Raw genomic sequence first — 24,810 nt, 5'->3', positions numbered from 1 at the left:
CGAGCCGGGAGGATCGCGGGATTCTCGACTCCGAATGTAGCGCGTGGCGGGTAGCGCCATCGGTTACGCGCTACGAGACGTCACCCTTCCTTAACCGTGTTCGCCCGAGCCTGACGCCCTGCGGAGGGTGCGGGCGATGGCGAAGAGCAAGGCGGACCCCGCGAGGGCCCAGGACCCACGGCGTTGGGAGGTCTTCCGCGCGGCGGACCAGCTGCGGGCCGAGGGCAAGGAGCGCGTCGCCCTTCGGAACGTGTGGGCGCGCGTGAAGCGCAACGCCGGTGTGGCCGGCACCAACAAGCTTGTCAGCGACCACTTGTCGGACTGGGCCAAGGAGCGCGCCTACAGCCCGGTGATCGAGCTCGCGGGGCTACCTGACAAGGTGTCGGCGCACCTGGCGAAGGCGGGCGTGGAGTTCTGGAAGGCCGCCCAGACGGAGGCGGCGATGGTCCTGGAGCGGGAGCGTCAACGCATGGAGGAAGCGGTCGCAACCGAGCGCGAACTCCGAAGCGAGGCGATGGGCATGGTCGACGCGCGCGACGTGGTGATCGAGGCCCAGCGGAAGGAGATCGCGTGGTACGTCGACGAGCTCGAACGCATGAAGGGCCACGTGCAGGTCGTGCGGGCGCGCGAGTTCTGGCGTCGGGTGGCGCAGGAGATCTGGGAGATCCTGCCCGAGCGGGAGACGATGCACCTGAACGACATCGCGGAGAAGCTTGGCCGCGAGGTCGTGAAGGAGGCCGAGGAGTTCCCCGGGGAGTGGGGCCCGGAGCTGCTGCGGGGCGTGGTCGACCAGCGCGTCAAGTTCAGGAAGCTGTTCGCCAGCGAGGGCGGCGGGCGCTACCGCCGGCGCCGGCCCGAGGACGACGCCGCCTGACGCGTCCTATCAGCGGAAGGCCGGCGCCAGCGCCTGGAAGTCCGACTGGTAGGTGGGGACGGTGAACACGCAGCCGGGCTCGCACCGGCCGGCGAGGTTGTGGTCCGCGTCCCGCTTGAAGGTCGGGATGGTGAGCGTCTCGGGGACGCGGTCGGAGATGACCAGGAACGGTCCCTGCATGATGTCCGGGTGGAGCAGCGCCAGGGTGCCGCGCCGGAGGGCCGTCTCGACCTCGACGAGATAGTCGCGGTAGCGCGTGCGGTGGGCGACGACGACGAGGCCGTCGTCGACCCATGCCGTCACGAGGCCGGTCGGGGCGTCGATGTCCTCGTCGGCGCGGAACAGGGAGCCCCGGCCCTCCTCCGCGAGCAGGCTGTAGATGTTGATCGGGCGGGCGAACTCCCGCGGGTTGCGCGTCAGGGCGAACACCGTGCCGAAGAGCGGACCCTTGTCGCGGTGGTCGTAGAGGGTGGGACCGTGCAGGGTGGAGGGGTCGATGCAGGCCTCGTGGACGGTCTCGGCGACCGGCAGCACGCCGAGGCGCCGGACCAGGCCACGCATGCTGGCCTTGTGCTGGGCTCCGCCGCCGTTGCCCATGCCGATGGCGACCAGCTCCTTGTCCATGCCGACCATGATCTGGCGGTCGTCCGTTCCTGCGCGCATGGTCGGCTCCGAACCTCTCGATTCGGATGCTAGCGGGCACGCCGGAAAGGCACATCGTGCCCGCGGCATGCCCTGCCTCGGGCTGGTCGGCCTCAGTGCGCCGCGAGGAAGACCCGCTCATGGTGCGCGTGGCCGATCAGGTGCTCGTATATGCCCACCGTCGTCGCACTCCCCCGGGTTCGGCCTGTCACGTGCTCAAGCTGGACGTCGTCACCGAGCCCTAGCGCCGCCCGGGCCACGGCCCTGTAGTCCTTCCGTTGCCCGAGGGTCGCATTGAACCTGTGCCTGTCGTGGCGCGAGCCGTCGTCGTTCCAGGAGACCTGCTTCCCGGCTGCCTTGAGGTGCTTCTCGGCGGCGACGTGGACATGCCGCCGCTGCTTCATCTCGGGGCGCTCCGGATCGACGCGCTGGTAGAGCCCCTTCACGCAGGAGGGCGTCCACCGGCCTTCGTTCAGGTCGCGCCCCAACGAGAGAAGGAGCGCCTCGGGCAAGTCCACCACGAGCTCGGGAAGTTCGGGCGGTATGCCGGCATCGCGGTCGGCCTCGAAGATTTCTTCAAGCTTCATCGTCGTCCCTACCCCTGCGGGCGCCCCTGACCCCGTTGCGAGGGGTTGGACCCGGAAACCAGGTTATGGGGTCGATCCGACTCAGGTTATGGGGGTCATGTTCAAGTTATGGGGTCCTGCACACGCGGCCCGGTCGGCGGCGAGCGGCGGCTGCCAGAGGTAATTGCCGTCCGCATCCTTGAATTTGCGGATCGCGCTCTGCACCCGCCGGTTCATCACGAAACTCGCCCCCTGCCGGTAGCCGGCGCGAAGAGCGTAGATCAGGTCGAACAACACGTCGGTCGGGTTGCTGGCCGGGAAGGCACCGGCCGCCCCCGTCGCCACGAAACCGAGCTTGCCCGGCACCCAGTTCGCGTTGGCAACGGTGTCGTAGGTCAGGAAGCCCTTCGGCCGGGCGACGCCGTTTCCGGTGACGAAGGCGACGCTTTCCTGCTCGGCGAATGCCGTCTCGACCTCCTCGGCGAGCCACGCATCGATGTCGAGCACGGCGTCGTCGAGCAAAGTCTGGGTCGCCGCCGGCATGGCGTAGAGTTCCATCGCCGGGAAGCTCAGCTCCGACAGGTTCGGCGCATCGGTCTGCGGACGGGGCGCGGTCTCGGCGACCCAGCCGGCGGCGGGACCGTTGACCGAAACGGCCCGCTTGTACTGACCGCCGGAGACGAGGCGCACGGTCGCGATGGCGCGGATGGGCGAGATTTCGGCGAGTCGCCGGAGCACTTCCCGCTCGATGGTCGGCGGCACGAGGTAGCCGCCATCCGGCCCCGACCCGGCCGACAAGGCCTTCTCCTCCAGCCGCTTCAGGCCGGCGCTCTCGCCCGCCCGGACGTAGAGGTCGAAGGCCGCCTTGTGCTCGGTCGCGGAGGCGTCGCGCGGCGCCTCCCCACCCCCCAGCGGCGGCCGGGCGCGGTCGAGACTGATCCGGTCGAGGCGGGTCCGGGCCTGATCCAGCGCCGCATCGATGCGGGCGAGCTTCTCCTCGGTGACGACATCGGGCGCGAAGCGGCTCTCGATCTCGGCGAGACGCAGGTCATTGGCCTCCTTGAAGGCCTCGAAGGTGCGGGCGAATTCGTCGAGCACCGCCTCGGTGCCGAGCATCGCGGACTTGTTCTCGGGCAGGCCGGACGGAGCCTTGGTCTCGAAGCGCATCTCGGTCATGGCATCCTCATCGGGTGGTGAAGGGAATCGACTCAGGCGCGGGCCGTCAGCAGCGGCCGGGCGGCGGGTCGCAGCCGGGGCAGCGTGACCGGAGGCCGGCGGGCCGCCGCGCGGATCACCCGGGCGTCGGGCTGGAGCGGGAAGGTCACGAGCGAGACTTCCCAGAGATCGACGGCGACGAGCCGGCGGCCGCCGCGCTCGGGGGAAGCCCGCACCACGCGAAAGCCGATGGAGAGCCCGTCGAGCGCGCCCTCGCGCATCAGCGCGTCGATCTCGCGGGCGCGCTGGACGGCGAGGTTGAGCCGTCCCGCGACGCGCAGGCCGCGCGCATCCTCCCGCAGGGAAAGCCAGGAGCCGATCGGCTCGGCCGGATCGTGCTGCCAGAGCATCCGCACGCCGCCGGCTCCCCGCCGGGCGAGGCTCGCGGCGAAGGCGCCGGGCGCGACGACGTCGCGGCCGAGATCGGGCACGCCGAACAGGCTGGCGTAGCCGGTGAAGTGGCCATCCATGAGAGACCTCGGCAAAAGGGAGGGGAACGGGCTCCGGCCGGATCCCGCCGGGGCCTCAGGCCCCGGAAGCCGGGATTTCAGCGGGGTAGCCGACCGCCTCGCGCTTCTCGGCGTCCGACAAAAAGTCGGCGCCCTGGAGCCGACGCCAAAGCGACTCGCGCTCGGCGGCCAAAGCTTCGACGGCATCGAGATCCGGCTCCAGGCGGACGGGGCCGAAGGCCGGCTCCAGCCAGCGGGCAATCGAGTCGGCCGTGCGGCGGACCAGCGGAATCACCGTCTGGCGATAGAAGGCGCGGTTGGCCTCGGCGTAATTCGCGTGCGTGTTGTCTCCGGGAAGGCCTAGGAGCAGCGGTGGCACGCCGAAGGCCAGAGCGATCTCACGCGCGGCCGCCGCCTTGGCTTCGACGAAATCCATCTCCTTCGGCGAGAGCGAGAGCGGGCGCCAGTCGAGGCCGCCATCGAGAAGGAGGGGGCGGCCGGCATTGGCGCTGCCTTGGTAGCTCGCTTCCAGTTCGGCCTTGAGCCGCGTGAACTGCGTGTCGCTCAGCGCCGCACCGGTGGTCGGAGCGAAGACCAGCGCCCCGGAGGGGCGCGCAGCGTTGTCGAGCAGAGCCTTGTTCCAGGCGCCGGCGGCATTGTGGATGTCGAGCGGCATGGCAGCCGCCTCCATCGGCGAGAGGCCGTAATGGTCATCCAATGGGTTGAACAGCGTGAGGTGCAGCATCGGCGGTATCGCGCCGACCTGCTCGTAGCGGATGCGTTGTCCGCCGACGGTGTATTCGTAGGCCACCGGCCAGCCGTCGGCCCCGGCGACCACCCGCATCCGGTCGGGACGCAGCGCGAACAATTCGCGGGGCGTGCCGTCGATCTCCACGGCTTCGAGGTAGGCGTTGCCTGAGACCAGAAGCTGTCCGTAGACGCCGTCGAGGAAGCTCATCCCGCCCTCGCGCGGATTCGGCCGGGCGAGGAGCGCTATCAGCGGATGCGCGTCGTCGGCACCGGCCAGCGTCAATGGCAGGGAAGCCGCCGCTTCCGCTACCAAGCGTACCGAGCGATGCACGACCGCGTTGCGTTGAAAGCCTTCGCGCGACAGGGCGCCGTAATCGCGCGCCGTCCAGACCGCTCGGCCCTCGCCGTAGAGCGCGACGGCCGCGCTCGCCTTCGTGGCGGGAACGTAACCCGCAGCCCGGGCGAGCCGGGCGATGAATCCAGCCATGGCACGGTCCCCACCGAGGTTGTTTCACGTGAAATTAACCGCGCCGACCGTCACAGCCGGCGGATGCGGGGCTCTGTCGTCGGCGACAACAACAGGTGCGTAAGCGCCCAGACCAGGGCATCGAGCCGATCCGGTGAACCGCCGCCCGGCAATCCCCCGGGCCCGAAGGCACACATCTCGTCCTCCAGCGCCGGAAACACTCCGGCATGGCGGACGCGATCTCGCGCGTAGAGCAGGGAGACCGGCTCGGCCCGCAGCATCTTCCCTCGCGTCGCCCGCACGGACACGACCGGCACGCTCGGATCGGCCTCCGCAAGCACGGCGACGACCATCTCACCGCCCTGATTCACCTCCGCCACCAGCGCGTCGGCGTCGAGGCGGTGGTAGAGGGCGAGAGCCGCCTGTGCCCAGGCGGCGGGCGATGCGCGTTCCAGAGTCGCATCGGCCAGGACGTAGGCCGTTCCGTCCGCGACAAGGCCCGCTGCGACGATCCCGCAGGCATCCGCTCCGGCCCGCGACGAGGCCGGCGGATCGACGGCCACGACGATGCGCTGCAGCGCCGGTGCCGCGGCGACCCGAGCGCGCTCGATGATATCGCGGGTCCAGAGCGCGTCGGCCCGGTCCTCGATCAGCTCCCCGTCCAGTTCCTGGCGCCCCAGGCGGGTGCCGGCGTAGCGGCCGACCACCTCCTCGAGAAAGCGGGGCGCGAGGTTGTCCGCATTGTCGGCGGTGCGCGAGCGTGTGACGACCGTACGCGGGTCGGCGAGCAGGCGCCGGATCAGCGGCACCGGCCGCGGCGTCGTGGTGACGAGACCGCGCGGCCGGTCGCCGAGCCGCAGCCCGAATTGGATCATGTCGTAGGCGGTCTCCGCCTTGCGCCACTTGGCCACCTCGTCGGACCAGGCCGCGCCGAACTGGGGACCGCGCAGGGAATCCGGTTCCTCGGCCGAGAATGCTAAAGCGACGGCGCCGTTCTCGAACACGACCCGTCGCCGCGACGACTGCCAGACCGGCCGAGCGCCACCGAGCCGCGGCAGAGAGAGCAGGCCCGAGGGTCCGTCGATCATCACATCGCGCACGTCGGCGAAGGTTTCGCCGACCAGCGCGATGCGGCCGACCGGCTCGCTCGAAAAGACCGGATCGCCGATGGCGAGGCCGCGCACCCATTCGGCCCCCGTGCGGGTCTTGCCGGAGCCGCGCCCGCCGATCACCGCCCAGGTCGTCCAAGGCTCCGGCGGCGGAAGCTGATCCTCGCGCGCCCGGTGCAGCCAGTCGGTCTCAAGCAGGCGGAGATGCTTCGGGGAGAGCCGGTTCAGGAAGGCCGTCGTCCGGCGCTGCCGCCGCGAATGCAGCATAGCGGCACGCGATATCCGCGCGCATCGCCACGAGGTCGGCGACGGACAGGGGACGGCCTCCAGCATCCCCCGTCCCTCCCCCGTGCACGGCCCGATCCGTTGCCGTCATGTCGTCGAGCAAATTCTTCAAGCCGCCGAGATCGCGCAGCACTCTTCCAGAGTCGAACCCCGGAGGAGGATCGCCGTCGAGCGCCGCATCGAAGCGCTCGATCTGCCGTTCGATATGCGTCAGCAGCCGCGCCCGTACTCTCCCGGGATCGGCCGCACGCTTGCGGGTTCTTTTCGGAAGAGGCTTGGCCGGCGCGCCCGCCACCGGCTCAGGAGGTGGCTCGGAGCTGCGCGCCATCGCGGTGTCTCCATCCACACTTCTTGAGCGTGCCCTTTCTCTACCCGACGAGCGTCGCGCTGTCAACCATATATTCCTATTATGCGCGGCCATTAAGGAATGAGGTCACAGGCCTTGCGCTGAGCGCAGGCGCGCGACGCCCATCTGCGGACGAGCGCGGCCATAATTTTTATAGAAATAAGGAACGCAAAACGGGCGTCGCAGGTATTAAAATGGAGGAGCGCGCCTCACCGCCTCCACCCCGCAGGAGATAGCACGATGCTCAAAGGTGGACTTCTCTGGCTGATCGGCATTCCTCTTCCGATCATTCTTTTGCTCTGGTTCTTCGGGGTCTTCTAGAGGCCGACCATCCCGTGAAACTGTCTTCGAGCGGAGATTGAAGCTTGAGGAGATGCGCGGGGTCGCGGCGATGCGCTTACGGCGTCACGCTTCGCGGCGTGTAGACGAAGGGCAGCCGGCCCTCGCGAGCAATCAGACGGGTCGTCACCGCGCCGATGATGACCATGGTCGCCATGTCGGCCGGCGCGGTACGGGCCTCGTCCAGCGTCAGCACCCGCAACGTCTCGTCGGGCCGGGTGACGGCCCGGGCGAAGATGACGGGCGTGGCGAGGGGAAGGATCTCGGCGGCGAGCGCCAGTGCTCGGCCGAGCTGCCAGGGCCGGGCCGAGGAGATCGGGTTGTAGAGCGCGACGCTGAGGCCGGCACGCAGCACGGCGTCCAGCCGTGCGGTCACGACCTCCCAGGGTTTGAGGTTGTCCGAGAGCGAGATCGCGCAGAAGTCCCCCCCGAGCGGCGCGCCGAGGCGGGCGGCCGCGGCAAGCATGGCGGTGATGCCGGGCTCGACCCGGATGTCAAGTTCGCGCCAAGGCGCCGGGCCGTGCTCGACCGCCTCGAAAAGGGCAGCGGCCATGGCGAACACGCCAGGATCGCCCCCCGACACCACCGCGACATGGCGACCCGAGACCGCGAGTTCCAACGCGTGGCGGGCGCGGTCCACTTCGACGCGGTTGTCGCTGGCGTGCCGGGTCAGACCTTCGCGCTCGGGCACGCGGGCGACGTAGGGGATGTAGCCGATCAGATCCTGCGCCCGGTCGAGTGCCGCGCGGGCCGATTCGGTGAGCAGGCGCGGGTCCCCCGGCCCGAGACCGATGACCGTGACGCTCCCGTTCACGGACGACGACCCTCGCCGGGCACCAGCACCATGGAGAAGTAGGGCGCGTCGTCGTCCGCTTTGTCGGCCAGCGCCACGACGCGCTCGCCCGCCATGGTGCCGCGCTCCACGTAGACGGCGCGGGCGAGGAAGCCGGTCTCGGCGAGCACGCCGCGCACCTTCGGCAGGTGCCGGCCGAGCTTCATGATGACGGCCGCGTCCGTTCCCTTCAGCCGTTCCACGAGTGCGGCGCGCGGCAACGTGGCCGGCAGGATCGTGAGCACGTCGTCCCCCCAGGTGATCGGCGTGCCCGCCCGGGTCCAGCAGCCCGACATGCCGGTGACGCCGGGGATCACCTCGACGGGGAAGCGGTCCTTCAGCCGCCGCCACAGATGCATGAACGAGCCGTAGAAGAAGGGGTCGCCCTCCGACAGGATCGCCACATCGCGCCCTGCCCCGAGATGGTCGGCGAGCCGGCCCGCCGCCTCGTCGTAGAAGCCGGCCAGCGCCGCCACGTAATCCGGGTGATCGGGGTGAAGCTCGGTGGTGTAGGGGTAGGCGAGCGGGAATTCGCGGGTCGGATCGCACATCACGGCGTCGGCGATGGTGCGGGCGTTGCCGCGCTTGCCCCGCTTGCAGAAGTGGACGAGCACGGGGGCGTGCTCCAGCACCCGCATCGCTTTCACGGTGAGGAAATCGGGATCGCCCGGCCCCATGCCGACGCCGTAGAGCGTACCGGTCTTCGCGGTCACGGGGATCTCGCCCGCGCCGTCCGTCGTGTCGACCGGGGCGTCGATGCGCACGCTCCCCTCCATCACTCGATCTCGTTCGCAAGCGCGTTGACGGCAGCCGCCGTCATGGCGCTGCCGCCGCGGCGGCCATGGACCACGACGAAGGGCACCCGCCCGTCGCGCGCCAGCGCATCCTTGGATTCGGCCGCGCCCACGAAGCCGACGGGGATGCCGATCACCGCCGCCGGAGGCGCCACGCCCTCGTCCAGCAATTCGAGCAGGCGGAACAGGGCGGTGGGCGCGTTGCCGACCGCGACGACGCTGCCCGGCAGGTGCGCGCGCCACAACTCCATCGCGGCCGCGGAGCGGGTGGTGCCCAGTTCGGCGGCGAGGCCGGGGACGCGCGGATCGCCCAGGGTGCAGACCACCTCGTTCTTCGCGGGAAGGCGCGCGCGGGTGACGCCGTCGGCGACCATGCGGACGTCGCACAGGATCGGCGCGCCGGCCTTCAGGGCCGCCTCTCCGGCCGCGGCGAAATCCTCGGACATTTCGACCTCGCGCGGCAGGTCGGTCATGCCGCAGGCGTGGATCATCCGCACCACCACCCGCTCGGCCGCACCGGACCAGCGGGCGAGATCGGATTCGGCGCGGATCATCGCGAAGGAGCGCGCGTAGATGGCGCCGCCGTCGCGGATGTAGTCGTGGCGCGCACTCATCTCACGTCGTCCTGAAACACTTGCGAGAACATCGGATCCGGCGGGGAAAGCCCGGCCGCCGCAGCCTTCCTTATCCGGTCCAGCGCCGCCTCGAAAGCGAGACGCGTTGCCGGCTTGCCCGAAGCCGGGCCGGCGAGCACCACGTCGTAGGCACCGTCGCGGCCGACCAGCGTCAGGTCGGCGGGGCCGGGATGAGCACAGCCCTTGGCGCAGCCGGAGACGTGCACGCTGGCCGCGGTGCCGAGTCCGGCGAGCGGCGCCAGCGCCTGGGCCAGCCGGGCGGCGTGGTCGGGCACCGGGGTGGTGCCGGAGCGGCAGGCCGGCGCGCCGGGACAGGCGGCGACCGCCCGGCGCGGATCGTCCGGCGCCACGATGAAGCCGGCCTGCGCCAGTTCGGCCGAGAGCGCCGTCAGGCTCTCGCGGGGGGCGAGCAGGGCGAACCCGCGCTCCGGGCTCAGCCGCGCGCCGTCCGGTCCGGCGAGCGCGGCGAGGCGGTCCAGCCGGTCGGCGGTGCAGCGGCCGAACGGCGCTTGCACGAGGAGCGCGGACGTCGTGTCCGACAGGGCGACGAGTCCCGGCGGAGCGGGGTCGGCGGCTGCGGTGAGCGGCGTCGGCTCGAAGGGATAGAAGCCGGCCGCGGCGGCGACCATGGCACGCTCCCGCGCGTCGAGGTCGCGCATCCGGCGCCGCCCGGTTCCGGCGAAGGCGATCAGCGCCAGGCCGAGCGCGCCCGCCACCCGCCGCTCCGGCAGCACACCGCAGCGCAGTGGACCGGCCTCGCCCGCAAGCCCGACCGCGACCTCGCCCGGCCCCTCGGCGAAGAGGAACAGGTCGGCCTCGACCGCGCCGAGGCCGAAGGCGCCGCCGCCGTCGATCGCCACCAGCGTCTTGGCGGGCAGGCCCATGACGGCGCAAGCCGCGGCCTCCACCGCGCGGGCGAGCGCGGGCACGTCGATGCGCTCGCCCGGGTCCAGACCGGCGAGCGGCGCGGTCAGCGTCAGGCGCTGCGGGCCGCCGTCGTCGCGTGTGTCGCCGAGGCCGGCTTGCGCCAGCGCGCAGGCGAGCCGGGGTGCGCTGGCCTCGCTCACGCCGCGGATCTGGAGGTTGCCGCGGGCGGTCACGTCGATATGGCCGTTGCCGTGTGCCCGTGCGCCGGCGGCGACGGCCCGCATCTGCGCCGCGCTCAAGGCTCCGAGCGGCGGGTGGACCCGGGCCAGCAATCCGTCACCCGTCGGCATCGGCCGGGCGAGCGAGGGGCACCAGCCCCGGCGGGCGCCCTCGGGCAGGGTGCGGCGGGCGCTCATTCGGCGGCCAGCATCGCGTCGGCGGGCGCGGCGTTACGGCGACTCTGCCAGAGGCCGCGGGCGCGCAGTTCGTCGAAGCGTTCGAGGATGGCGCGGGTCGCCTGAGGGTTGGCCGCGCGCAGGGCCTCGAAGGTCTCCGGGTCGGCGATCCAGGCGCCGTAGAGCCGGTCGAGATCGGCGCTGGCGACGGCATCGGTCGCGGCGGCGAGCACGAAGACCGCGTCGATGCCTTGAGCGAATTCCTGGGCACCGCGATAGCCGTGGCGGAGCTGGGCCGCGATCCAGCGCGGATGGCCCAGTCGACCCCGGATCAGCCGGGCGACATCCTCGCGGGCCGTGCGGGTGCGGGGCGCCTCCGGGTTCGACACGTCGAGGCTGTAGAGTGCGGGCGCCCTCCCCTCCGAGGCGGCCGCCGAAAAGAATCCCCCCATTGCGTCGGCGGCCGCGTCGCCGTCGAGCAGGTCGCGCTCGGCCACGTCGAAGGCGTGGACGTAGGCGTCCGCCGCCGCGACGCGGGCGGCAAAGCCCGTATCCGCGCCCTCCGCGTCGCCGTAGGCGTGGGTGGTGGCGGCGAGATAGGCTTGGCCCAGATCGGCGCGGGCCTCCCAGGCGCCGTCGAGCGCCGTCTCGGCCGCGCCCGCGCCGTACCGGCCGGGCGCCGCGCCGTAGATGCGGGCAGCGGATTCGCCCCGGCGCCGGGCGGCGGCGAGCGGGTTCTCCTCGTCCTCCTCCTCGCGGGCGGCGACGGCGCGGGCGGCGCGGTCGAGCAGCGCCAGCGTGTCCGGAAACGTATCGCGAAAGGCGCCGGAGACGCGGCAGGTCACGTCGATGCGCGGCCGGTCGAGCAGGGCCAGCGGCAGCACCTCGAAGCCGGTGACGCGGGTCGAGGCGTGGTCCCAGACCGGGCGCACGCCCATCAGCGCGAGGGCATGCGCCACGTCCTCGCCGCCGGTGCGCAAAGTCGGCGAGGCCCACAGGTCCATGACGATGCGCGCGGGGTACTCGCCCTCGTCCTGCAGGTAGCGGCGCACCACCGCGTCGGCGGCCCGGCTGCCGAGCATCGCCGCGGCGCGGGTCGGCAGGGCGCGGGGATCGAGCGTCGTCAGGTTGCGGCCCGTGGGCATCACGTCGGCGCGCCCGCGCGAGGGCGAGCCGGCAGGGCCCGGCGCGACGAAGCGGCCGTCGAGGGCGACGACCAGCGCGGCGCGCTCGGCCTGCGCACTCGCCCGAACCGCCTCGGCCGCGTCTGCGGCCGCGCGGCCGAACACGTGCAGACCGTCGCGGATCGAGGTTTCGCCGAGGTCGCACAGATGCGCGTCGAGGGCAGTGAGCGCATCCGCCATCGGCGTGTCGGCGCCGATTCCCGCCCCTTCCAGCAGCCCGGCCGAGGCCGCCTCGTCGAGGATCGCCTCGGCGATCAGCCCGGCCCGGCGCGGATCGAGCACGCTGGCCGCGGAATATTCCTCCACGAGCTCACGCAAGGCCGCGGCCTCGGGCGTCAGCCCGGCCGCCTCGACGGTCGGCGTGAGATGGCCGAGCGCCACCCCGCCCAGCCGGCGCTTCAGGGGTGCCGCCTCGCCCGGATCGTCGACGATGAACGGATAGATCACCGGCAGCGCCCCGACCGACCGCGCCGGCCAGCAATCCGGCGACAGCGCCACCGCCTTGCCGGGCAGCCACTCGGTGGTGCCGTGGGTGCCGAGATGGATCAGCGCGTCGAAGCGCGTCCGAAGGCCCAGGTAGAACGCGAGATAGGCGTGGGTCGGGGGCTCGTCGGGGTCGTGGTAGCCGGCCTTGCGGTCCGCCGACCGGCCCCGGTCGGGCTGGAGGAAGAGGGTGAGGCTGCCGCCGAGTTCGCGCGCGAGATCGAACACGTCCTCTCTCCCCGCATGCGGGGAGAGGGTTTTGGCGCCCCTATCGTCGAAGCGAGGCGGCAGCCGGGGGTGAGGGAGCGTTTCTGATGGAGACGCAGGCCGAAGCGCCCCCTCGCTGCCGCTCGTCGCGCCGACGACGGGGTCGTCGCGACCCTCTCCCCGCGTGCGGGGAGAGGGGATGTACGGGGCGCCGGCCTGCACCATCCGGAAGCGGAACGCGCCGTCGCGGCAGAGCGGGTCGGCCTCCGGGGCGCCCCAGCGTTCGCTCAGTTCCTGCTGCCGCGCCTCCGGAAGCCCCTCGCACCACGCCGCGTACTCGGCGAGCGACACCGAGAAACCCGCCTCGCCCTCCGTCAGTGCCGCCATCAGCGCGCTCGCCTCCGGCAACTCGCCCGCGGCAAAACCCGCCGCCGCGAGGTCGGCCGCGATGGCGCGGGCGCTCTCGGGCGTGTCGAGGCCGACGGCGTAACCGGCCCGGCCGCCGCGGGCGGGGTAATCGGAGAGCACCAGCGCGAGCCGGCGCTGTTCGCGGGGCCTGCGCCGCAGAGCGATCCAGGCCGCGGCGCGCTCCGCCAGGGCGGCGATGCCGGCGGGATCGGGAACGGCCCGGCGCTCGGAGAAACCCTCGACCGCCTCGGCCTCCTCCTTGAAGGAGATCGGGAAACCGGACAGACGCCCATCGAATTCCGGCAGTGCCACCTGCATGGCAAGGTCAGCCGCGTTCATGCCGCGGCCCGAAGCCGTCCAGGCGTCGCGCGGGGCGCCGATCGTGTAGGCCTGGATCACCGGGCAATCGGCGGCGTCGAGCACGAAGCCGGCATCGTCGCGGGCGGAGAAGGCGGTGGCCGCGAGCACCATGTCGGGTCGGCGCAGGGCCAGCGCCGCGCGCAGGGTCGCCACGGCCTCCGGATCCTTCAGGCTCGACACGGCGAGCGTCAGGCTCGCGACGCCGCGCTCGGCAAGCGCCGCGGCGAGATGCACGGCGGGGGCGGTCTCGCCCGAGAGCACCGCCGAGCGGTAGACGAGCAGCAGCGCCAGCGGTCCCGGTCCGGCGGCCTGCATCGCCGCTTCCAGCGAGACCGGCCCGCAGCCGGGGCACCAGGCGAAGGCGCGCGAAAGCGCCCTGGGCGGCTCGGCCTCGAAGGCACCGCCGGCCTCCGCTGCGAGACGGCGCAGCAGGTTCCTGAGGTTGTCCGGCCCGCCCGCGCGGAAATAGGCGTCGAGATCCGCGCAGGTCTGCGGCGGCAGGGTCGAGAAGGCGTCGAGGCGCGGGTCCGGCCGGTCGTCGCCGGGCAGCACCGCCAGCCGCACGCCCTGTGCCCGGGCGGCCGCCGCGGCGCGCTCGATGCCGTAGCGCCAGTAATCGAGCCCGCCCAGGCAGCGGATCACGCAGACCTTGGCCCGGGCGATCACCGCATCGACGTAGAGATCGACCGACATCGGGTGGCGCAGCTGCGCCAACTTGGCGAGGCGCAGCGAGGGCAGGCCCGGCTCGGCCGCATGCGCGCGGGCGACGGCCGCGAGGTCGGTATCGGTAAACGACAGAAAAACGATCTCGCCGGGGCTCTGGCCGAGATCGACCGCCGCCTCGCCCTCGTCGAGGGAGACCGTATCGAGGCGGATCAGGTGCATGGCGCGTGCCCCCTCACGGCTCCGAGCGGGTGCGGGCCGGTTCGGCCCGCCTGCGCCGGATGCGCCAGACAAGCCGCAGGAGCAAGGCGGCAAAAAGAACGAGAGGCAGCCAGGGCAGGCTCGCGACGGTGAAGCGCAGGGCGGAGGCGGCGCTCTCGCCGAGGATGGGGCCGCTGCGCGCCCAGACCTCCTGCACCGGGGCGAAGGCCCCGGCCCGGGCCCGGGTCGTGCGGAAGTTCACGGTGACGATCTCGGTGTCCACGCGCTCGTCGAGGCCGCGGCGCCTGCCCTCCGCCTCCTCGATCTGGCTCTGGACCTCCGCCAGCTCGCCCGCGATCTTGATCAGATCCTCTGCCCGGTTGTCCGGCTTCTGCGAGAGGGCGGTGAGGCGGTCGCGGTAGTCGGTGAGCTGGGTCAGCCGCCGGCCGGTATCGGCGATGGCGGCGGTGAGATCCTCGGCCCGCGTCGCCTGCTCGATCAGTGCGACGTCGCCCGCCGCCTCGCCCGGCAACGGGGCGGTGACGAAGGCGACGTAGCCGGCCACCGCCGCGTGCGGCAGGCGCACCTGCACCTGGGCCTGCGGCTGGCTCGTGCCGCCGCCGTCCCGGATCGAGGATAGCATCAGCCGACAATCCGCCTCGCCGAGGCAGCGGTCGCGGGCGGCGGCGAAATGGGGCGCCACGCGCTCGGGCGCGAGGCCGACGGTGAGGTCGTGGCGGTAGGCGAGCTTCGCCGCGTTCCTATCCGCGTTCCTGGCCGCCTCCCCCTGGCGTGCCGGAGAGACGAAGGGCGCGGGCGCGGCCGCGTCAGCCGGCTCGCGCTCCCTGTCGGAACAGCCCGCAAGAAGAGCGCAGACGGGCAGGAGAGCGAGCGCGACGTTTCTCGCGCCTGCCCCCGAGCGCCGATGCCCGGCCTCGTTCCGGCTCATCCGCGCAGGGCGGCGGCGACCGCGTCCTGGTCGAAGCCCTTCAGGCCGATGACGACGAGGCGGCCGTCGCGGGGCTCAGAGCCGTTCCAGGGACGGTCGTAATGGGAGGCGACGCGCCGGCCCACGCCCTGCACCACCAGGCGCATGGGCTTGCCCTTCACCTCGACGAAGCCCTTGATGCGGAGAACGCCCTCGGTCTCGGCGGCCTTCTCCACGCGCGCGGCGAGGTCTTCCGGGCTGCCGGCGACGCCGACGGGGATCGCCACGGATTCGAAGTCGTCGTGGTCGTGATCCTCGCCCTCGCCGTGATGCGAGGGGCGCGCATCGAGATCGTCCTCGGCCGCCGCCGCGATCCCGAGAAGCACCCGCGGGTCGAGCCGGCCGTGCTCGGTCTCGACGATCTCGACGGCGCGGGGCAGGTGCGCCTGGATGTCGGCCCGGACCTTGTCGCGGCCCGCCGCGTCGAGGAGGTCGGACTTGTTGAGCACCACGAGGTCGGCGCAGAGGATCTGGTCCTCGAACACCTCTTCGAGGGGGTTGTCGTGATCGACGGAACTGTCGGCGGCACGCTGGTTGGCGAGCGCGTCCGGGTCGTCGGCGAACAGGCCGGAGGCCACCGCCGGGCCGTCCACCACCGCGACCACGCCGTCCACGGTGACCCGCGAGCGGATCGCCGGCCACTGGAAAGCCTGGACCAGGGGCTTGGGCAATGCGAGGCCGGAGGTCTCGATCAGGATGTGCTCCGGCGGCTCGGGCCGGTCGAGCAGCTTGGTCAGCGCCGGCACGAAGTCGTCGGCCACGGTGCAGCAGATGCAGCCGTTGGGCAGCTCCACGACCGAATCCTCGTTGCAGCCCTCGATGCCGCAGGCGGCGAGGAACGAGCCGTCGAAGCCGAGATCGCCGAACTCGTTGACGATGATCGCCAGCCGCCGCCCGCGGGCGTTCTCGACGGTGTGGCGCACCAGCGTCGTCTTACCGGCTCCGAGGAAGCCGGTGACGATGGTGCAGGGGATCTTTTGCAGGAGGCTCATGCCGGGGTCTCCCCTCGTGCCGCCGTCAGCGGCGGGATGCGGGCGACGACGCCCTTGCGGAAGGCTTCGGGGCGCTCGCGCCAGGGCACGAGGCCGTCGGGGGTCTCAAGGTAGCGCCGGAGGCCCGCCAGGATGGTGCGGGCAGAGGTTTCCGGGTCTTCCAGGGCGTCGAAATCGCCCCAGACGTAGGTCCAGCGGTTGGCCGAGGCGACCGCCACGGTGCAGGGCCGCTTGCAGACCGAGAGGCACTCGGCGCCCTCGATCCGCAGGCCCGGCACGGGCGTCCGTTCGGCCTCGGCGCGCAGGGCTGCCAGGAGCCTCGCCCCGGCCCGCGGCTCGGCCGGATCGCCGGCCGCGCGGCAGGTGAGGCAGACCGACAGGGTCGCGGTGTCGGGCTCGTACGCGGCGTCAGGCATGGCGGCGGGCGCCCGCCGCGCGGCCGAACAGCCCCCAGGCCCAGCCATAGGCGAGCCCGATCACCGCCCAGAACACGAAGCCGATGGCGAGCGAGCGCGCGGCGAACTGCGCGGCCGTCGCCGGCGGCACCTGCGACGAGACCGTGTCGAGCGATTGCGGCGCTCCGACGAGATGCGGCACGACGATCAGGACGAGGCCGCCCAGGATCGTCAGCGGCACCCGGCGCACGGCGATCAGGTAGAGGCCGAGGCCGGTGGCGACCACCGTCATCAGCCACCAGAACTGGCGCAGCACCAACGGCGCGGCGCCCATGCCGGGCAATTCCGGCGGCAGCCCGATGGCGGGCGCCAACGCCACCGCGAGGAAGCCGGCGACACCGACGACGAGCCCGTTGCGCGGGTTCGGTTCACGGCGCAGCGCCAGCATCACCGCGGCGAGCAGCAGCGCGTAGCCGACACCGCCGACCAGCGTGGCGAGGCCGGTGAAGGCCATGCGCTGGAGGCCCGGGGCGGGCTGCCATTCGTCGGCCTGGCCGTGGTCGTGTCCGCCGTGGCTGTGCTGGGACGGGGCGTGGGCCGGCACGATCAGGGAGGCGAAGGTGACGGCGGCGGAGGGGGCGACGGCAGAGTGCGCGCCCCCGCCCTCGTAGGTCTCCGCCTGGAGGATCAGCGGAGAGGTCAGGGCGAGTTGCAGGCCCGTCGCGACGACGGACGCGAGAAAGCCGGCGACGAGCGCCGCCGACAACAACCGTGTGATCATGATGCGAGCCTTGCGGGCGCCGCGATCAGTGGCAGGGGAAGTTCTGCGCGTGACGGAAGTCGTGCGCCGCGTTGTGCAGCACCGAGGCCGGGGCGAAGCCCGCCACGAAGACGAGACCGAGGCCGAGGAAGGCGGCCACGAGGAGCGCACGGGCGCCCTCGGCGGAACGGGTGGCGGTGGCCGAGGTCTGAAGGGTCGCAGTCGTCATCGGGTCACGGGCTCCGGCCGCCCCACCGGCGGCATTCGAGAACAAATTCGCACCGGACGGCAGGTCTCCTGGCTCGCGGCTGCGATCGCGCCTGCCGCCTTCCCGGATCACCCGGTGGCTCGTGGCAGGAACTCGCCGCTTACAGTTGCGGGGGCAGCCACGGAATCGAGGTTTTCGAGAAAACCTCTCACCGCATTCCCTTTTCACCCCGTCGCCGGGGCACCGTCACCGAGCGGTCATAGCCTGATGCGGACGGAGGCACAACGTGTCCGGCGCCGGTCGACCGAGCGGACGCGATCACCGCAAGGCCCAGAGGAAGGCCGCAACTGCCGCGAGACCGAGCCCGCTGCGGACCGCGTGCAGGCGGATCCAGCGTTGCATCAGCGGCTCCACGACCGGATCGCTCCCCGATGCGGCCAGCAGGGTGCGGTTGGTCGGCATGATCGCCAGCATCGTGTAGGGCCAGTTGACGAGCGCGAGCCCCGCCCCGAGCCCCCATCGCGGATCGCCCGTACGCGCCCAGGCGAGCAGGCCGAGCGCGGTGGCGGCCAGCGCCAAGCCGCCCTGCATCCGGGTCGCGCGCCGGTAGCTCGGGCGCCATTGCCGCAATTGGGAAGCCGGGTCGAGGACCAGCCGGGCCGGATGCTCCACAAAGCCGACATAGAGCGCGGCACCAGCAAAGGCCGCCGCCGCGACGAGGGCGAGTTCACCGATCAGCATCGTGGTCTCCCGGTTGTTCGCCGCTCCTGCGTTCGCCGGCCCGCTCGCCGACGGTCCGCACGAGGCTACGGGCCGCATCGAGCGCCGCAGGGTCGAGACCGCGGGCGAGCGCGGTTGCCCATGGGCTCTGCCGCGCCGCTGCCGCCGCGTAGGCATCCTGGCCCGCGGGCGTGAGAAGAACGAGGCGGGCGCGCAAGTGGTGGGGATTGTCCGCGAAGCTCACGAGGCCGGCATTCGCCAGCTCGTTGACCGTCCGCTGCACCCCTTGGCGCGTCATGCCCATGTCGCGGGCGATGCGGGCAACCGGCAGCGGCTGAGCGGCGAGCGCAACGGCGCCCAGAACCTGCCAGCGGGCGCTGGAGAGGCCGAGATCGCCCACCAGCCGGTCGCCGGCGGCCAGCAGCGCGCCGCTGGACCGGAAGATCTCCAGCACCAGGGCCGTCACGGCTTCCGCAGCCGCGTGATCCGAACGCATCATGACAACATACTGACAATTTGACATCATGCTGTCAACAGAACGGCTTTGACGCGCTGGCGGCGCCTGAGGCAAAGGGTGCGGATGCTTCAGGCCGCTCCCCGGATGACCCTGGTGCTCGGCGGGGCGCGCTCGGGCAAGAGCGCCTATGCCGAGCGGCTGATCGAGGCCTGCCCTGCCCCTTGGCTCTACATTGCGACCGCCCAGGCCTGGGACGACGAGATGCGCGCCCGTATCGGCGAGCACCGGGCGCGGCGCTCAGGCTCCTGGCACACTCTCGACGTGCCGACGGCGCTGCCCGAGGCGGTGGCCGCCGCAACCGGGCCGGTCCTGGTCGATTGCCTGACGCTCTGGCTCACCAACCTGCTCTTGGCGGAAGCCGACCTCGAGGCGGCCACGGAGGCGCTGGCGCAAGCCTGCGCCGGGGCGCCGGGCCCGCTCGTTCTGGTCGCCAACGAGGTCGGCCTCGGCATCGTGCCCGACAATGCGCTCGCCCGCCGTTTCCGCGACGCGGCCGGGCGGCTGCACCAGCGCCTCGCTCGGGACGCCGACCGGGTCGTGCTCACCGTCGCCGGCCTGCCGCTGACGGTCAAACCCTCACGCGAGAATCCTTGATGACCGAAGACGATACGCGCCACCGCGAAAAGATGGCCAAGCGCAAGGCGGTGCAGGACGCCGAGGTCGCCTCGAAGAAAATCGAGAAGGGCCTGCTCATCGTCCATACCGGCCCCGGCAAGGGCAAGACCACGGCCGCGCTCGGCCTCGTGCTGCGCATGCTCGGGCGCGGACACCGGGTCGGCGTGGTGCAGTTCATCAAGGGCGCCTGGGACACGGGCGAGGCCCGCGCCCTGAAGAGCTTCGGCGAGCAGATCGTCTGGAAGGCGCTCGGCGAGGGCTTCACCTGGGAGACGCAGGACAAGGCCCGCGACATCGCCGCCTGCGCCAATGCCTGGGAGACCGCGCGCGCGCTGATGGCAGATGAGAGCATCCGCCTCCTCGTCCTCGACGAGCTGAACATCGCGCTGCGCTACGATTACCTCGACGTCGAGGCGGTCGTCGCCGACTTGCAGGCGCGCCGGCCGGACCTCCACGTCGTGGTGACCGGCCGCAACGCCAAGCCGGCGCTGATCGAGGCCGCCGACCTCGTCACCGAGATGGGCAGCGTGAAGCACCACTTTTCGGCGGGGGTGAAGGCGCAGGAGGGGATCGAGTTTTGAGCGGCGCGGGCATCACCCGTCCTCGGCAATGCCATCCGGGTGAACCGCATCACGGATGACAGACGATTTCCTTGTTCCCTAAATGGGAACATGTTAGATGGTCCATGATACAGCCGTCGATCGATCTCCTCGGCTTCAACTTCGGTTCGTCGTTGCGAGTGTCAGCGAGGCAATCCAGTCGCCCGATCTCTCTGGCTCGTGCGGAGTTCTGGATGGCTTCGGCTCCGCCTCGCCATGACGAAAAGTTTCCGAAGGAATCAAAACGGAGACTGCATGGGACGGCCGGCGGACCCAAGGCATGAGGATCATCGCGTTCAGCACCCTGCGGGGCTACGCTGCCCGCCATGCGGACGCGAAATCGTCGCTCACACACTGGCACGCCATCGTGAAGGAGGCGTCCTTCGGTTCGATGTCGGAGCTGCAGGCCGCCTTCCCGAAAGCGAAGGTGCTCAACGCCGATCGCGTGCGATTTCCGGTCGGCGGTGGTCGCCACCGGCTGATCGTCGCGCTCGACTTCGAACGGCAGATCGCCTTCGTGAAATTCCTCGGCACGCATGAGGAGCACGACGCCGTGGACGCTTGCACGATCTCGCAGTTCTAGGAGCCCGCCATGAACATCCATCCGATCCGCACGGAAGCCGACCTGACCCAGGCGTTGCAGGAAATCGACCGGCTTTGGGGCGCCCCGGCGGGGACGCCCGAGGGCGACACGCTCGACGTGCTGGCCACGCTCGTGGAGGCCTACGAGCGGGCGCATCATCCGGTACCGGAGAGCGATCCCGTCGAGATCCTCCAGTTCGCCATCGGCGAGATGGGACGCTCGCAGGTCGAGTTGGCCGAGCTTCTCGGCTCACGCTCGCGCGCCTCCGAGATTCTCAATCGCAAGCGTCCGCTCAATCTGGAGCAGATTCGGAAGATCGCAGAGGCGTGGAGCCTGCCGATCGCGACCCTGGCGAAGCCTTACCGCCTCGAACGGGACGCGGCCTGAGCCGCGCCCCATCGCGAAATCATCAGTACTCGATGATGTCTTCGAGCGCGTAGTGCTTCACCGTCTTGCGGTTGGCGATCAGCTCGTCGATCGTCGGCTCGCCGCGCATCGCCCGGCCGATGGCGAGCTTCGTCGCCTCGTAGTTGGTGCGGTAGAGATCCTTGCGGTCGAGGTTCTCGTCCTTGCCGCAGCGCTCGTCGAGCCAGATCGTGATGATCATGCAGAGCTCGTCGAGGCCGTCCTTGGGCAGGATGCCCTCGATCACGCAATCGACGATCGCGTCGCCGGTGGCCGCCTGAACCACGCCGCCGAGCAGCTCGGCGTACTCGGCCGTGTGGATCGTGACCTTGGTGGTCATGATCGTGGACGGGCGCACGAGTTGGTTGAGGTCGCGCACCACGAACATGCGGGTATGGCCCTGCACCTGGCCGAGCATGCCGGCGAAGGCGTGGCCCACGGGGCCGCGGGTGGAGCCGATCAGCACCTCCGGCATCGCGTCGGTGAATTGCCCCTCGGCGGCGAGCACCGTCGCCTCCCCGGTGCGGAACCAGATCTCGGACATGTTCCTCGTCCCCGTTCGTTGTGTTGGAAGAGATTTCCACCCTGCGGGCGGCTGGCGCGCAGACATCATCCCTGGTCGCGCCCGTCAATCGCCCGTCCACGCAGTCCTGTCCGGGCTGCGCCCCTGGTCTGCGGCGGCAAAACCGTCCATGTCAGGGGCGAACGGGACCAGCGAGGATCGAGGCGATGAGCGAGCCCGGCACAGGCAGGGCATCGGGGGCCGAGCGGGACTGGAGCCTGTCCGCCCGGGCGGAGGGCGAGGGCGTGCGCCTGGAACTGGCCCTGCCCGATCTCGGCGGCCGCCCGGTCACCGCGATCCTCAGCCTCGACCGGGGGGAGGCCCGCGCCTTCGCCCGGGCGCTGCTGGCCGCGGCGGGCGACGCCACGGAGCGGACCTTCGTGGGTCCCCCGGAGCCTTGATCAGCGCTGCAGGCGTCGTCCCGGCAGGCGCGGCACCTGCGTGCCGCGGGGCTCGACCGGCGCGTCGCAGGCATAGGCGAACTCGGTCTGCAGGTCGCTGAACACGGTCTCGCCGGTGATCTTGCAATCCTCGCGCACGGTCTCGTCGAGATAGGTGCGCGCCGCCGTGCGGAAGCGCGCGGCCCGGGTCTCGGCGGGCGGGCGTCCCGCGCCGACCTTGCCGACGTCGCAGCCCGTCACCTCGCGCAGGGCGTTCGAGACCACCAGAACCCGGCGGCGCTGGCGGTTGTCGTAGATCTCGTAGGGCTCGTTGCAGCCGATCGTGACGACCTGCGGCACTTGGCTGACGTAGGTCTGGGAGATGTAGCCGAAGCCGGTGCAGCCCGAGACGGAGAGGCCGGCGCCCAGCGCGAGCGGGAGCGCGAGTCGCCGAACTGTCGTCGCCATCTGCCGCCTCATGCGCGCCTTCCCCCGCGAACGGCAGGATCGGGCGCATTGAAACAGCTGAGCTTGCCCGGTCAAGCCGCGCGCCCGAACTTGTCGCCGCCGTGGTTTCGCGGTGGCGGCTCCGCACGACCTCGTCATCGTCGCCCCGGAACGGCCCACCGGGGCCGCCGCGTTGCCCCGGCGGCGCAGCGACGGGGGCGAGGGCGATGGCGGAGATCCGGCACGAGAGCGTGAGCACGAACGGCGTGCAGCTGCACTTCGCCCAGGCCGGGAGCGGCCGGCCCCTGGTGCTGCTGCACGGCTGGCCGGAATTCTGGCTGACCTGGGAGCCGGTGATGCACCGCCTCGCCGACCGCTTCAGCCTGATCGCACCGGACCTTCGCGGCTTCGGCGCCAGCGAGAAGCCCGATCCCGGCCCGTCCGACCAAGCCGGCCCCGAGGTTCACGCCGCCGACATCCTGGGCCTTCTGAACGCCCTCGGGATCGAGCGGGCGGGCCTCGTCGGCCACGATGTTGGCGCCTCCGTCGGCCAAGCGCTCGGGCGCTCGGCCCCGGATCGGCTCACCGGCCTGTTCTTCTTCGATTGCCCCTATCTCGGCATCGGCCCGCGGCTCGCCCGGCCGGAGATGCTGGCCGAGATCTGGTACCAGTCCTTCCACCTCAAGCCCTTCGCGGCGGACGTGGTCGGCGCCAGCCGTGCGAGCTGCCGCGCCTATATCGGACACTTCCTGCGCCACTGGGCCGGCGGCAACCCGGCCGCCTTCGACGACGTGCTGGAGGCCTTCACCGACAACTTCCTGGCACCCGGAAACCTGCAGGGCGGCTTCAACTGGTACCTGAGCCAGCAGGAGAGCCGGCTCGCCATGCTGCGGGGCGAAGCGCCGGCCCTGCCGCCGATCGCGGTGCCGACGGGCATCCGCTGGGGCACGCGGGACCCGCTCTTCCCCTACGCCTGGACCGACCGCCTCGGCGACACCTTCTCCGATCTCGACCTCGCCCCGTTCGAGGGTGCCGGACACTTTCCGCACCGGGAGCAGCCGGACGCCGCAGCGAAGATGATCGCGGATTTCTTCGAGCGGATCGGGGACTGACACGGCTCTCGTTCGATCCGCGTCGCCTCGCTCTCGTCATCGCGAGCGTCAGCGGAGCGATCCGGCGGCGCGACCGTGCCGGGCAACGCCCTGGATTGCCTCGGCTCTGCCTCGCGATGCCGGGCCAGGTCCGCACCATAGAGGTGCATCGGCCGAGTTCGCTCGAAAGCAGCAACACGTTCGAAAGCCCAAGATAATCCTTCATGTTGGAGCGGCAGTGGCGGGAGCGATCCCACCGCCAGCACGAAATAAACGGATCATTATTCCGTTGACCCGGCGCGTCCGGCACGGCGACATTGAGGTGCGGTCCGGCCTCGACGGCGCCGATCCGGAACAGTCTCCCGAACAGGACTGATTTCCGGCGAGCGAAAGCGACGGCGGACCTGCCCCAACCTTCCTGAATACGTCTCCCCGGAGCTTTCGCGGCTCCGGACGACCTCGGCCGCCAATCCGGAGCCTGTCCCGTGCTGCGCAAATCCGCCCTCCTGCTCGCCATCGCCGCGGGCCTCCTCGCACCGACGGGGCTGTCCGCCGCGCCGGACCCGGCCTCCAAGCAGCTCAAGGACGGCGCGACCAAGCCGGGCGCGACGCAGGAGAGCCCCCTCGTCTCGACCGAGTGGCTGGAGAAGAACCTCGATGCCAAGAACCTCCGGATCGTCGAGGTCAGCGTCGAGCCGGGCGTGTTCGAGCGCGGCCACATCCCGGGCGCCCAGAACGTCGCGTGGCACACCGATCTCGTCGAGACCGTGAGCCGCGACATCGCCGGACCGGAGAAGTTCACCGCACTCGCCCGCCGCCTCGGCCTCGACCGGGACACCACCGTGGTGCTCTACGGCGACAACAACAACTGGTTCGCCGCCTGGGGCGCCTGGGTGCTCGCCCAGTACGGTCTCGTCGACAACGTCAAGCTGCTCGACGGTGGCCGCAAGAAGTGGGAGGCCGAGAAGCGTCCCCTCGACACCCGGACCGCCGAGGTCGCGCCGTCGAGCTTCACGGCACAGGCGCCCTCGCCGAAGCTGCGCGCCCGCTTCGCGGACGTGCTGGCGGTGGCCAAGAAGGAGCGCGACGAGCAGATCCTCGACATCCGCTCCCCCGACGAGTTCAGCGGTAAGGTCATCGCCCCGGCCGGCATTCAGGAACTCGCGATCCGCGCCGGCCACATCCCCGGCTCGGTCAACATCCCTTGGGCCAAGGCGGTGAATCCGGACGGCACCCTCAAGTCGAAGGAGGAGCTGAAGGCCCTCTACGCGGCGGCCGGGATCGACGGCTCGAAGCCGATCATCACCTCCTGCCGCATCGGCGAGCGCTCCAGCCATTCCTGGTTCGTGCTGAGCCGCATCCTCGGCTACGACGCGCGCAACTACGACGGCTCCTGGACCGAGTACGGCAACGCGGTGGGCGTGCCGGTGGTCAACCTCGCCGGCACCGTCTGGGGCGGCAAGTGACCGGGAGCCATC

Annotated in this window: 29 protein-coding genes and 1 riboswitch; of the genes, 8 read left to right on the top strand and 21 right to left on the bottom strand. The window is 71.4% G+C overall.

Features of this window, described 5'->3' with window-relative positions; translation table 11 throughout:
• Nucleotides 1-136: 136 nt before the first annotated feature.
• Nucleotides 137-874, top strand: a complete 738-nt coding sequence (locus tag BY998_RS05205; RefSeq protein ID WP_110350554.1) for a DNA-binding protein — start codon at nt 137-139, stop codon at nt 872-874.
• 9 nt (nt 875-883) lie between these two features.
• On the opposite strand, the gene BY998_RS05200 is transcribed toward BY998_RS05205, so the two are convergent.
• The 19 genes from BY998_RS05200 to BY998_RS05110 all read right to left on the bottom strand — a co-directional run bounded on the left by BY998_RS05200 (nt 884) and on the right by BY998_RS05110 (nt 18,632).
• Nucleotides 884-1,537 (bottom strand): hypothetical protein, encoded by a 654-nt coding sequence (locus BY998_RS05200; protein WP_110350553.1) that lies wholly within the window; start codon nt 1,535-1,537, stop codon nt 884-886.
• Nucleotides 1,538-1,629: 92 nt separating this feature from the next.
• A complete protein-coding gene (locus BY998_RS05195) occupies nt 1,630-2,103 on the bottom strand; it encodes a DUF6367 family protein (protein WP_110350552.1) in 474 nt (157 codons plus the stop codon).
• Nucleotides 2,104-2,184: 81 nt separating this feature from the next.
• Complete coding sequence (locus BY998_RS05190; RefSeq protein ID WP_245421485.1) at nt 2,185-3,258, bottom strand: phage major capsid protein; 1,074 nt, start codon at nt 3,256-3,258, stop codon at nt 2,185-2,187.
• 32 nt (nt 3,259-3,290) lie between these two features.
• A complete protein-coding gene (locus BY998_RS05185; RefSeq protein ID WP_110350551.1) occupies nt 3,291-3,767 on the bottom strand; it encodes an HK97 family phage prohead protease in 477 nt (158 codons plus the stop codon).
• A gap of 55 nt (nt 3,768-3,822) precedes the next feature.
• Nucleotides 3,823-4,983, bottom strand: a complete 1,161-nt coding sequence (locus BY998_RS05180) for a phage portal protein (RefSeq protein WP_110350550.1) — start codon at nt 4,981-4,983, stop codon at nt 3,823-3,825.
• Nucleotides 4,984-5,033: 50 nt separating this feature from the next.
• Complete coding sequence (locus tag BY998_RS05175) at nt 5,034-6,299, bottom strand: terminase family protein (protein WP_110350644.1); 1,266 nt, start codon at nt 6,297-6,299, stop codon at nt 5,034-5,036.
• On the bottom strand, nt 6,262-6,684 hold the full coding sequence (locus BY998_RS05170; protein ID WP_110350549.1) for a hypothetical protein: 423 nt from the start codon (nt 6,682-6,684) through the stop codon (nt 6,262-6,264). Before BY998_RS05170 ends, BY998_RS05175 begins: the two co-directional genes overlap by 38 nt.
• A 415-nt stretch (nt 6,685-7,099) precedes the next feature.
• Nucleotides 7,100-7,855, bottom strand: a complete 756-nt coding sequence (cobJ, locus tag BY998_RS05165; RefSeq protein WP_110350548.1) for a precorrin-3B C(17)-methyltransferase — start codon at nt 7,853-7,855, stop codon at nt 7,100-7,102.
• The gene (locus tag BY998_RS05160; RefSeq protein ID WP_110350547.1) at nt 7,852-8,649 is read right to left on the bottom strand and encodes a precorrin-2 C(20)-methyltransferase; all 798 of its coding nucleotides are present in this window, start codon (nt 8,647-8,649) and stop codon (nt 7,852-7,854) included. Before BY998_RS05160 ends, cobJ begins: the two co-directional genes overlap by 4 nt.
• Nucleotides 8,649-9,281, bottom strand: a complete 633-nt coding sequence (locus BY998_RS05155) for a precorrin-8X methylmutase (protein WP_110350546.1) — start codon at nt 9,279-9,281, stop codon at nt 8,649-8,651. The genes BY998_RS05160 and BY998_RS05155 overlap by 1 nt, the downstream gene beginning before the upstream one ends.
• A complete protein-coding gene (gene cobG, locus BY998_RS05150) occupies nt 9,278-10,585 on the bottom strand; it encodes a precorrin-3B synthase (RefSeq protein ID WP_110350545.1) in 1,308 nt (435 codons plus the stop codon). Before cobG ends, BY998_RS05155 begins: the two co-directional genes overlap by 4 nt.
• Nucleotides 10,582-14,091: a cobaltochelatase subunit CobN gene (gene cobN / locus BY998_RS05145; RefSeq protein WP_110350544.1), complete on the bottom strand. Its 3,510-nt coding sequence runs from the start codon at nt 14,089-14,091 to the stop codon at nt 10,582-10,584. The genes cobG and cobN overlap by 4 nt, the downstream gene beginning before the upstream one ends.
• Nucleotides 14,092-14,104: 13 nt before the next feature.
• On the bottom strand, nt 14,105-15,019 hold the full coding sequence (locus tag BY998_RS05140) for a DUF4349 domain-containing protein (protein WP_110350543.1): 915 nt from the start codon (nt 15,017-15,019) through the stop codon (nt 14,105-14,107).
• Nucleotides 15,016-16,050, bottom strand: a complete 1,035-nt coding sequence (gene cobW, locus BY998_RS05135) for a cobalamin biosynthesis protein CobW (RefSeq protein ID WP_110350542.1) — start codon at nt 16,048-16,050, stop codon at nt 15,016-15,018. Before cobW ends, BY998_RS05140 begins: the two co-directional genes overlap by 4 nt.
• Entirely contained in the window at nt 16,047-16,466 is a 420-nt protein-coding gene (locus BY998_RS05130) for a DUF1636 domain-containing protein (protein WP_110350541.1), read from the bottom strand. The genes cobW and BY998_RS05130 overlap by 4 nt, the downstream gene beginning before the upstream one ends.
• On the bottom strand, nt 16,459-17,226 hold the full coding sequence (locus BY998_RS05125) for a CbtA family protein (RefSeq protein WP_110350540.1): 768 nt from the start codon (nt 17,224-17,226) through the stop codon (nt 16,459-16,461). The genes BY998_RS05130 and BY998_RS05125 overlap by 8 nt, the downstream gene beginning before the upstream one ends.
• Nucleotides 17,227-17,251: 25 nt before the next feature.
• A complete protein-coding gene (locus BY998_RS05120; RefSeq protein ID WP_110350539.1) occupies nt 17,252-17,434 on the bottom strand; it encodes a CbtB domain-containing protein in 183 nt (60 codons plus the stop codon).
• 40 nt (nt 17,435-17,474) lie between these two features.
• A riboswitch (cobalamin riboswitch) is annotated at nt 17,475-17,676 on the bottom strand.
• A 55-nt stretch (nt 17,677-17,731) separates the two neighbouring features.
• Nucleotides 17,732-18,154 (bottom strand): DUF1772 domain-containing protein, encoded by a 423-nt coding sequence (locus BY998_RS05115; RefSeq protein WP_110350538.1) that lies wholly within the window; start codon nt 18,152-18,154, stop codon nt 17,732-17,734.
• Nucleotides 18,141-18,632: a helix-turn-helix domain-containing protein gene (locus tag BY998_RS05110; protein WP_110350537.1), complete on the bottom strand. Its 492-nt coding sequence runs from the start codon at nt 18,630-18,632 to the stop codon at nt 18,141-18,143. The genes BY998_RS05115 and BY998_RS05110 overlap by 14 nt, the downstream gene beginning before the upstream one ends.
• Nucleotides 18,633-18,713: 81 nt before the next feature.
• On the opposite strand from BY998_RS05110, the gene cobU reads away from it, so the two are divergent.
• The 4 genes from cobU to BY998_RS05090 all read left to right on the top strand — a co-directional run bounded on the left by cobU (nt 18,714) and on the right by BY998_RS05090 (nt 20,834).
• Complete coding sequence (gene cobU, locus BY998_RS05105; RefSeq protein ID WP_181425432.1) at nt 18,714-19,244, top strand: bifunctional adenosylcobinamide kinase/adenosylcobinamide-phosphate guanylyltransferase; 531 nt, start codon at nt 18,714-18,716, stop codon at nt 19,242-19,244.
• Nucleotides 19,244-19,846 (top strand): cob(I)yrinic acid a,c-diamide adenosyltransferase, encoded by a 603-nt coding sequence (gene cobO / locus BY998_RS05100; protein WP_110350535.1) that lies wholly within the window; start codon nt 19,244-19,246, stop codon nt 19,844-19,846. Before cobU ends, cobO begins: the two co-directional genes overlap by 1 nt.
• A 298-nt stretch (nt 19,847-20,144) precedes the next feature.
• Nucleotides 20,145-20,447: a type II toxin-antitoxin system HigB family toxin gene (locus tag BY998_RS05095; protein WP_110350534.1), complete on the top strand. Its 303-nt coding sequence runs from the start codon at nt 20,145-20,147 to the stop codon at nt 20,445-20,447.
• Between the two features lie 9 nt (nt 20,448-20,456).
• A complete protein-coding gene (locus BY998_RS05090) occupies nt 20,457-20,834 on the top strand; it encodes a helix-turn-helix domain-containing protein (RefSeq protein WP_110350533.1) in 378 nt (125 codons plus the stop codon).
• A 22-nt stretch (nt 20,835-20,856) separates the two neighbouring features.
• Here BY998_RS05090 and fae read toward each other — a convergent pair whose 3' ends face one another.
• Complete coding sequence (gene fae / locus BY998_RS05085; protein ID WP_110350532.1) at nt 20,857-21,396, bottom strand: formaldehyde-activating enzyme; 540 nt, start codon at nt 21,394-21,396, stop codon at nt 20,857-20,859.
• Between the two features lie 185 nt (nt 21,397-21,581).
• Here fae and BY998_RS05080 point away from each other — a divergent pair, with 185 nt between their 5' ends.
• Nucleotides 21,582-21,815: a hypothetical protein gene (locus tag BY998_RS05080; RefSeq protein ID WP_110350531.1), complete on the top strand. Its 234-nt coding sequence runs from the start codon at nt 21,582-21,584 to the stop codon at nt 21,813-21,815.
• Here the strand turns inward: BY998_RS05080 and BY998_RS05075 are convergent, their stop codons facing one another.
• Nucleotides 21,816-22,262: a hypothetical protein gene (locus tag BY998_RS05075; RefSeq protein ID WP_110350530.1), complete on the bottom strand. Its 447-nt coding sequence runs from the start codon at nt 22,260-22,262 to the stop codon at nt 21,816-21,818.
• Between the two features lie 206 nt (nt 22,263-22,468).
• Here BY998_RS05075 and BY998_RS05070 point away from each other — a divergent pair, with 206 nt between their 5' ends.
• Both BY998_RS05070 and BY998_RS05065 read left to right on the top strand, forming a co-directional pair.
• The gene (locus BY998_RS05070) at nt 22,469-23,353 is read left to right on the top strand and encodes an alpha/beta hydrolase (RefSeq protein ID WP_110350529.1); all 885 of its coding nucleotides are present in this window, start codon (nt 22,469-22,471) and stop codon (nt 23,351-23,353) included.
• A gap of 464 nt (nt 23,354-23,817) precedes the next feature.
• Nucleotides 23,818-24,798 (top strand): sulfurtransferase, encoded by a 981-nt coding sequence (locus tag BY998_RS05065; protein WP_110350528.1) that lies wholly within the window; start codon nt 23,818-23,820, stop codon nt 24,796-24,798.
• Nucleotides 24,799-24,810: the final 12 nt, after the last annotated feature.

Origin of the sequence: Methylobacterium sp. B4 (genome assembly GCF_003201865.1) — a bacterium.
Classification (GTDB): Bacteria; Pseudomonadota; Alphaproteobacteria; order Rhizobiales; family Beijerinckiaceae; genus Methylobacterium.
This window is presented reverse-complemented; position numbering and strand designations above follow the sequence as displayed.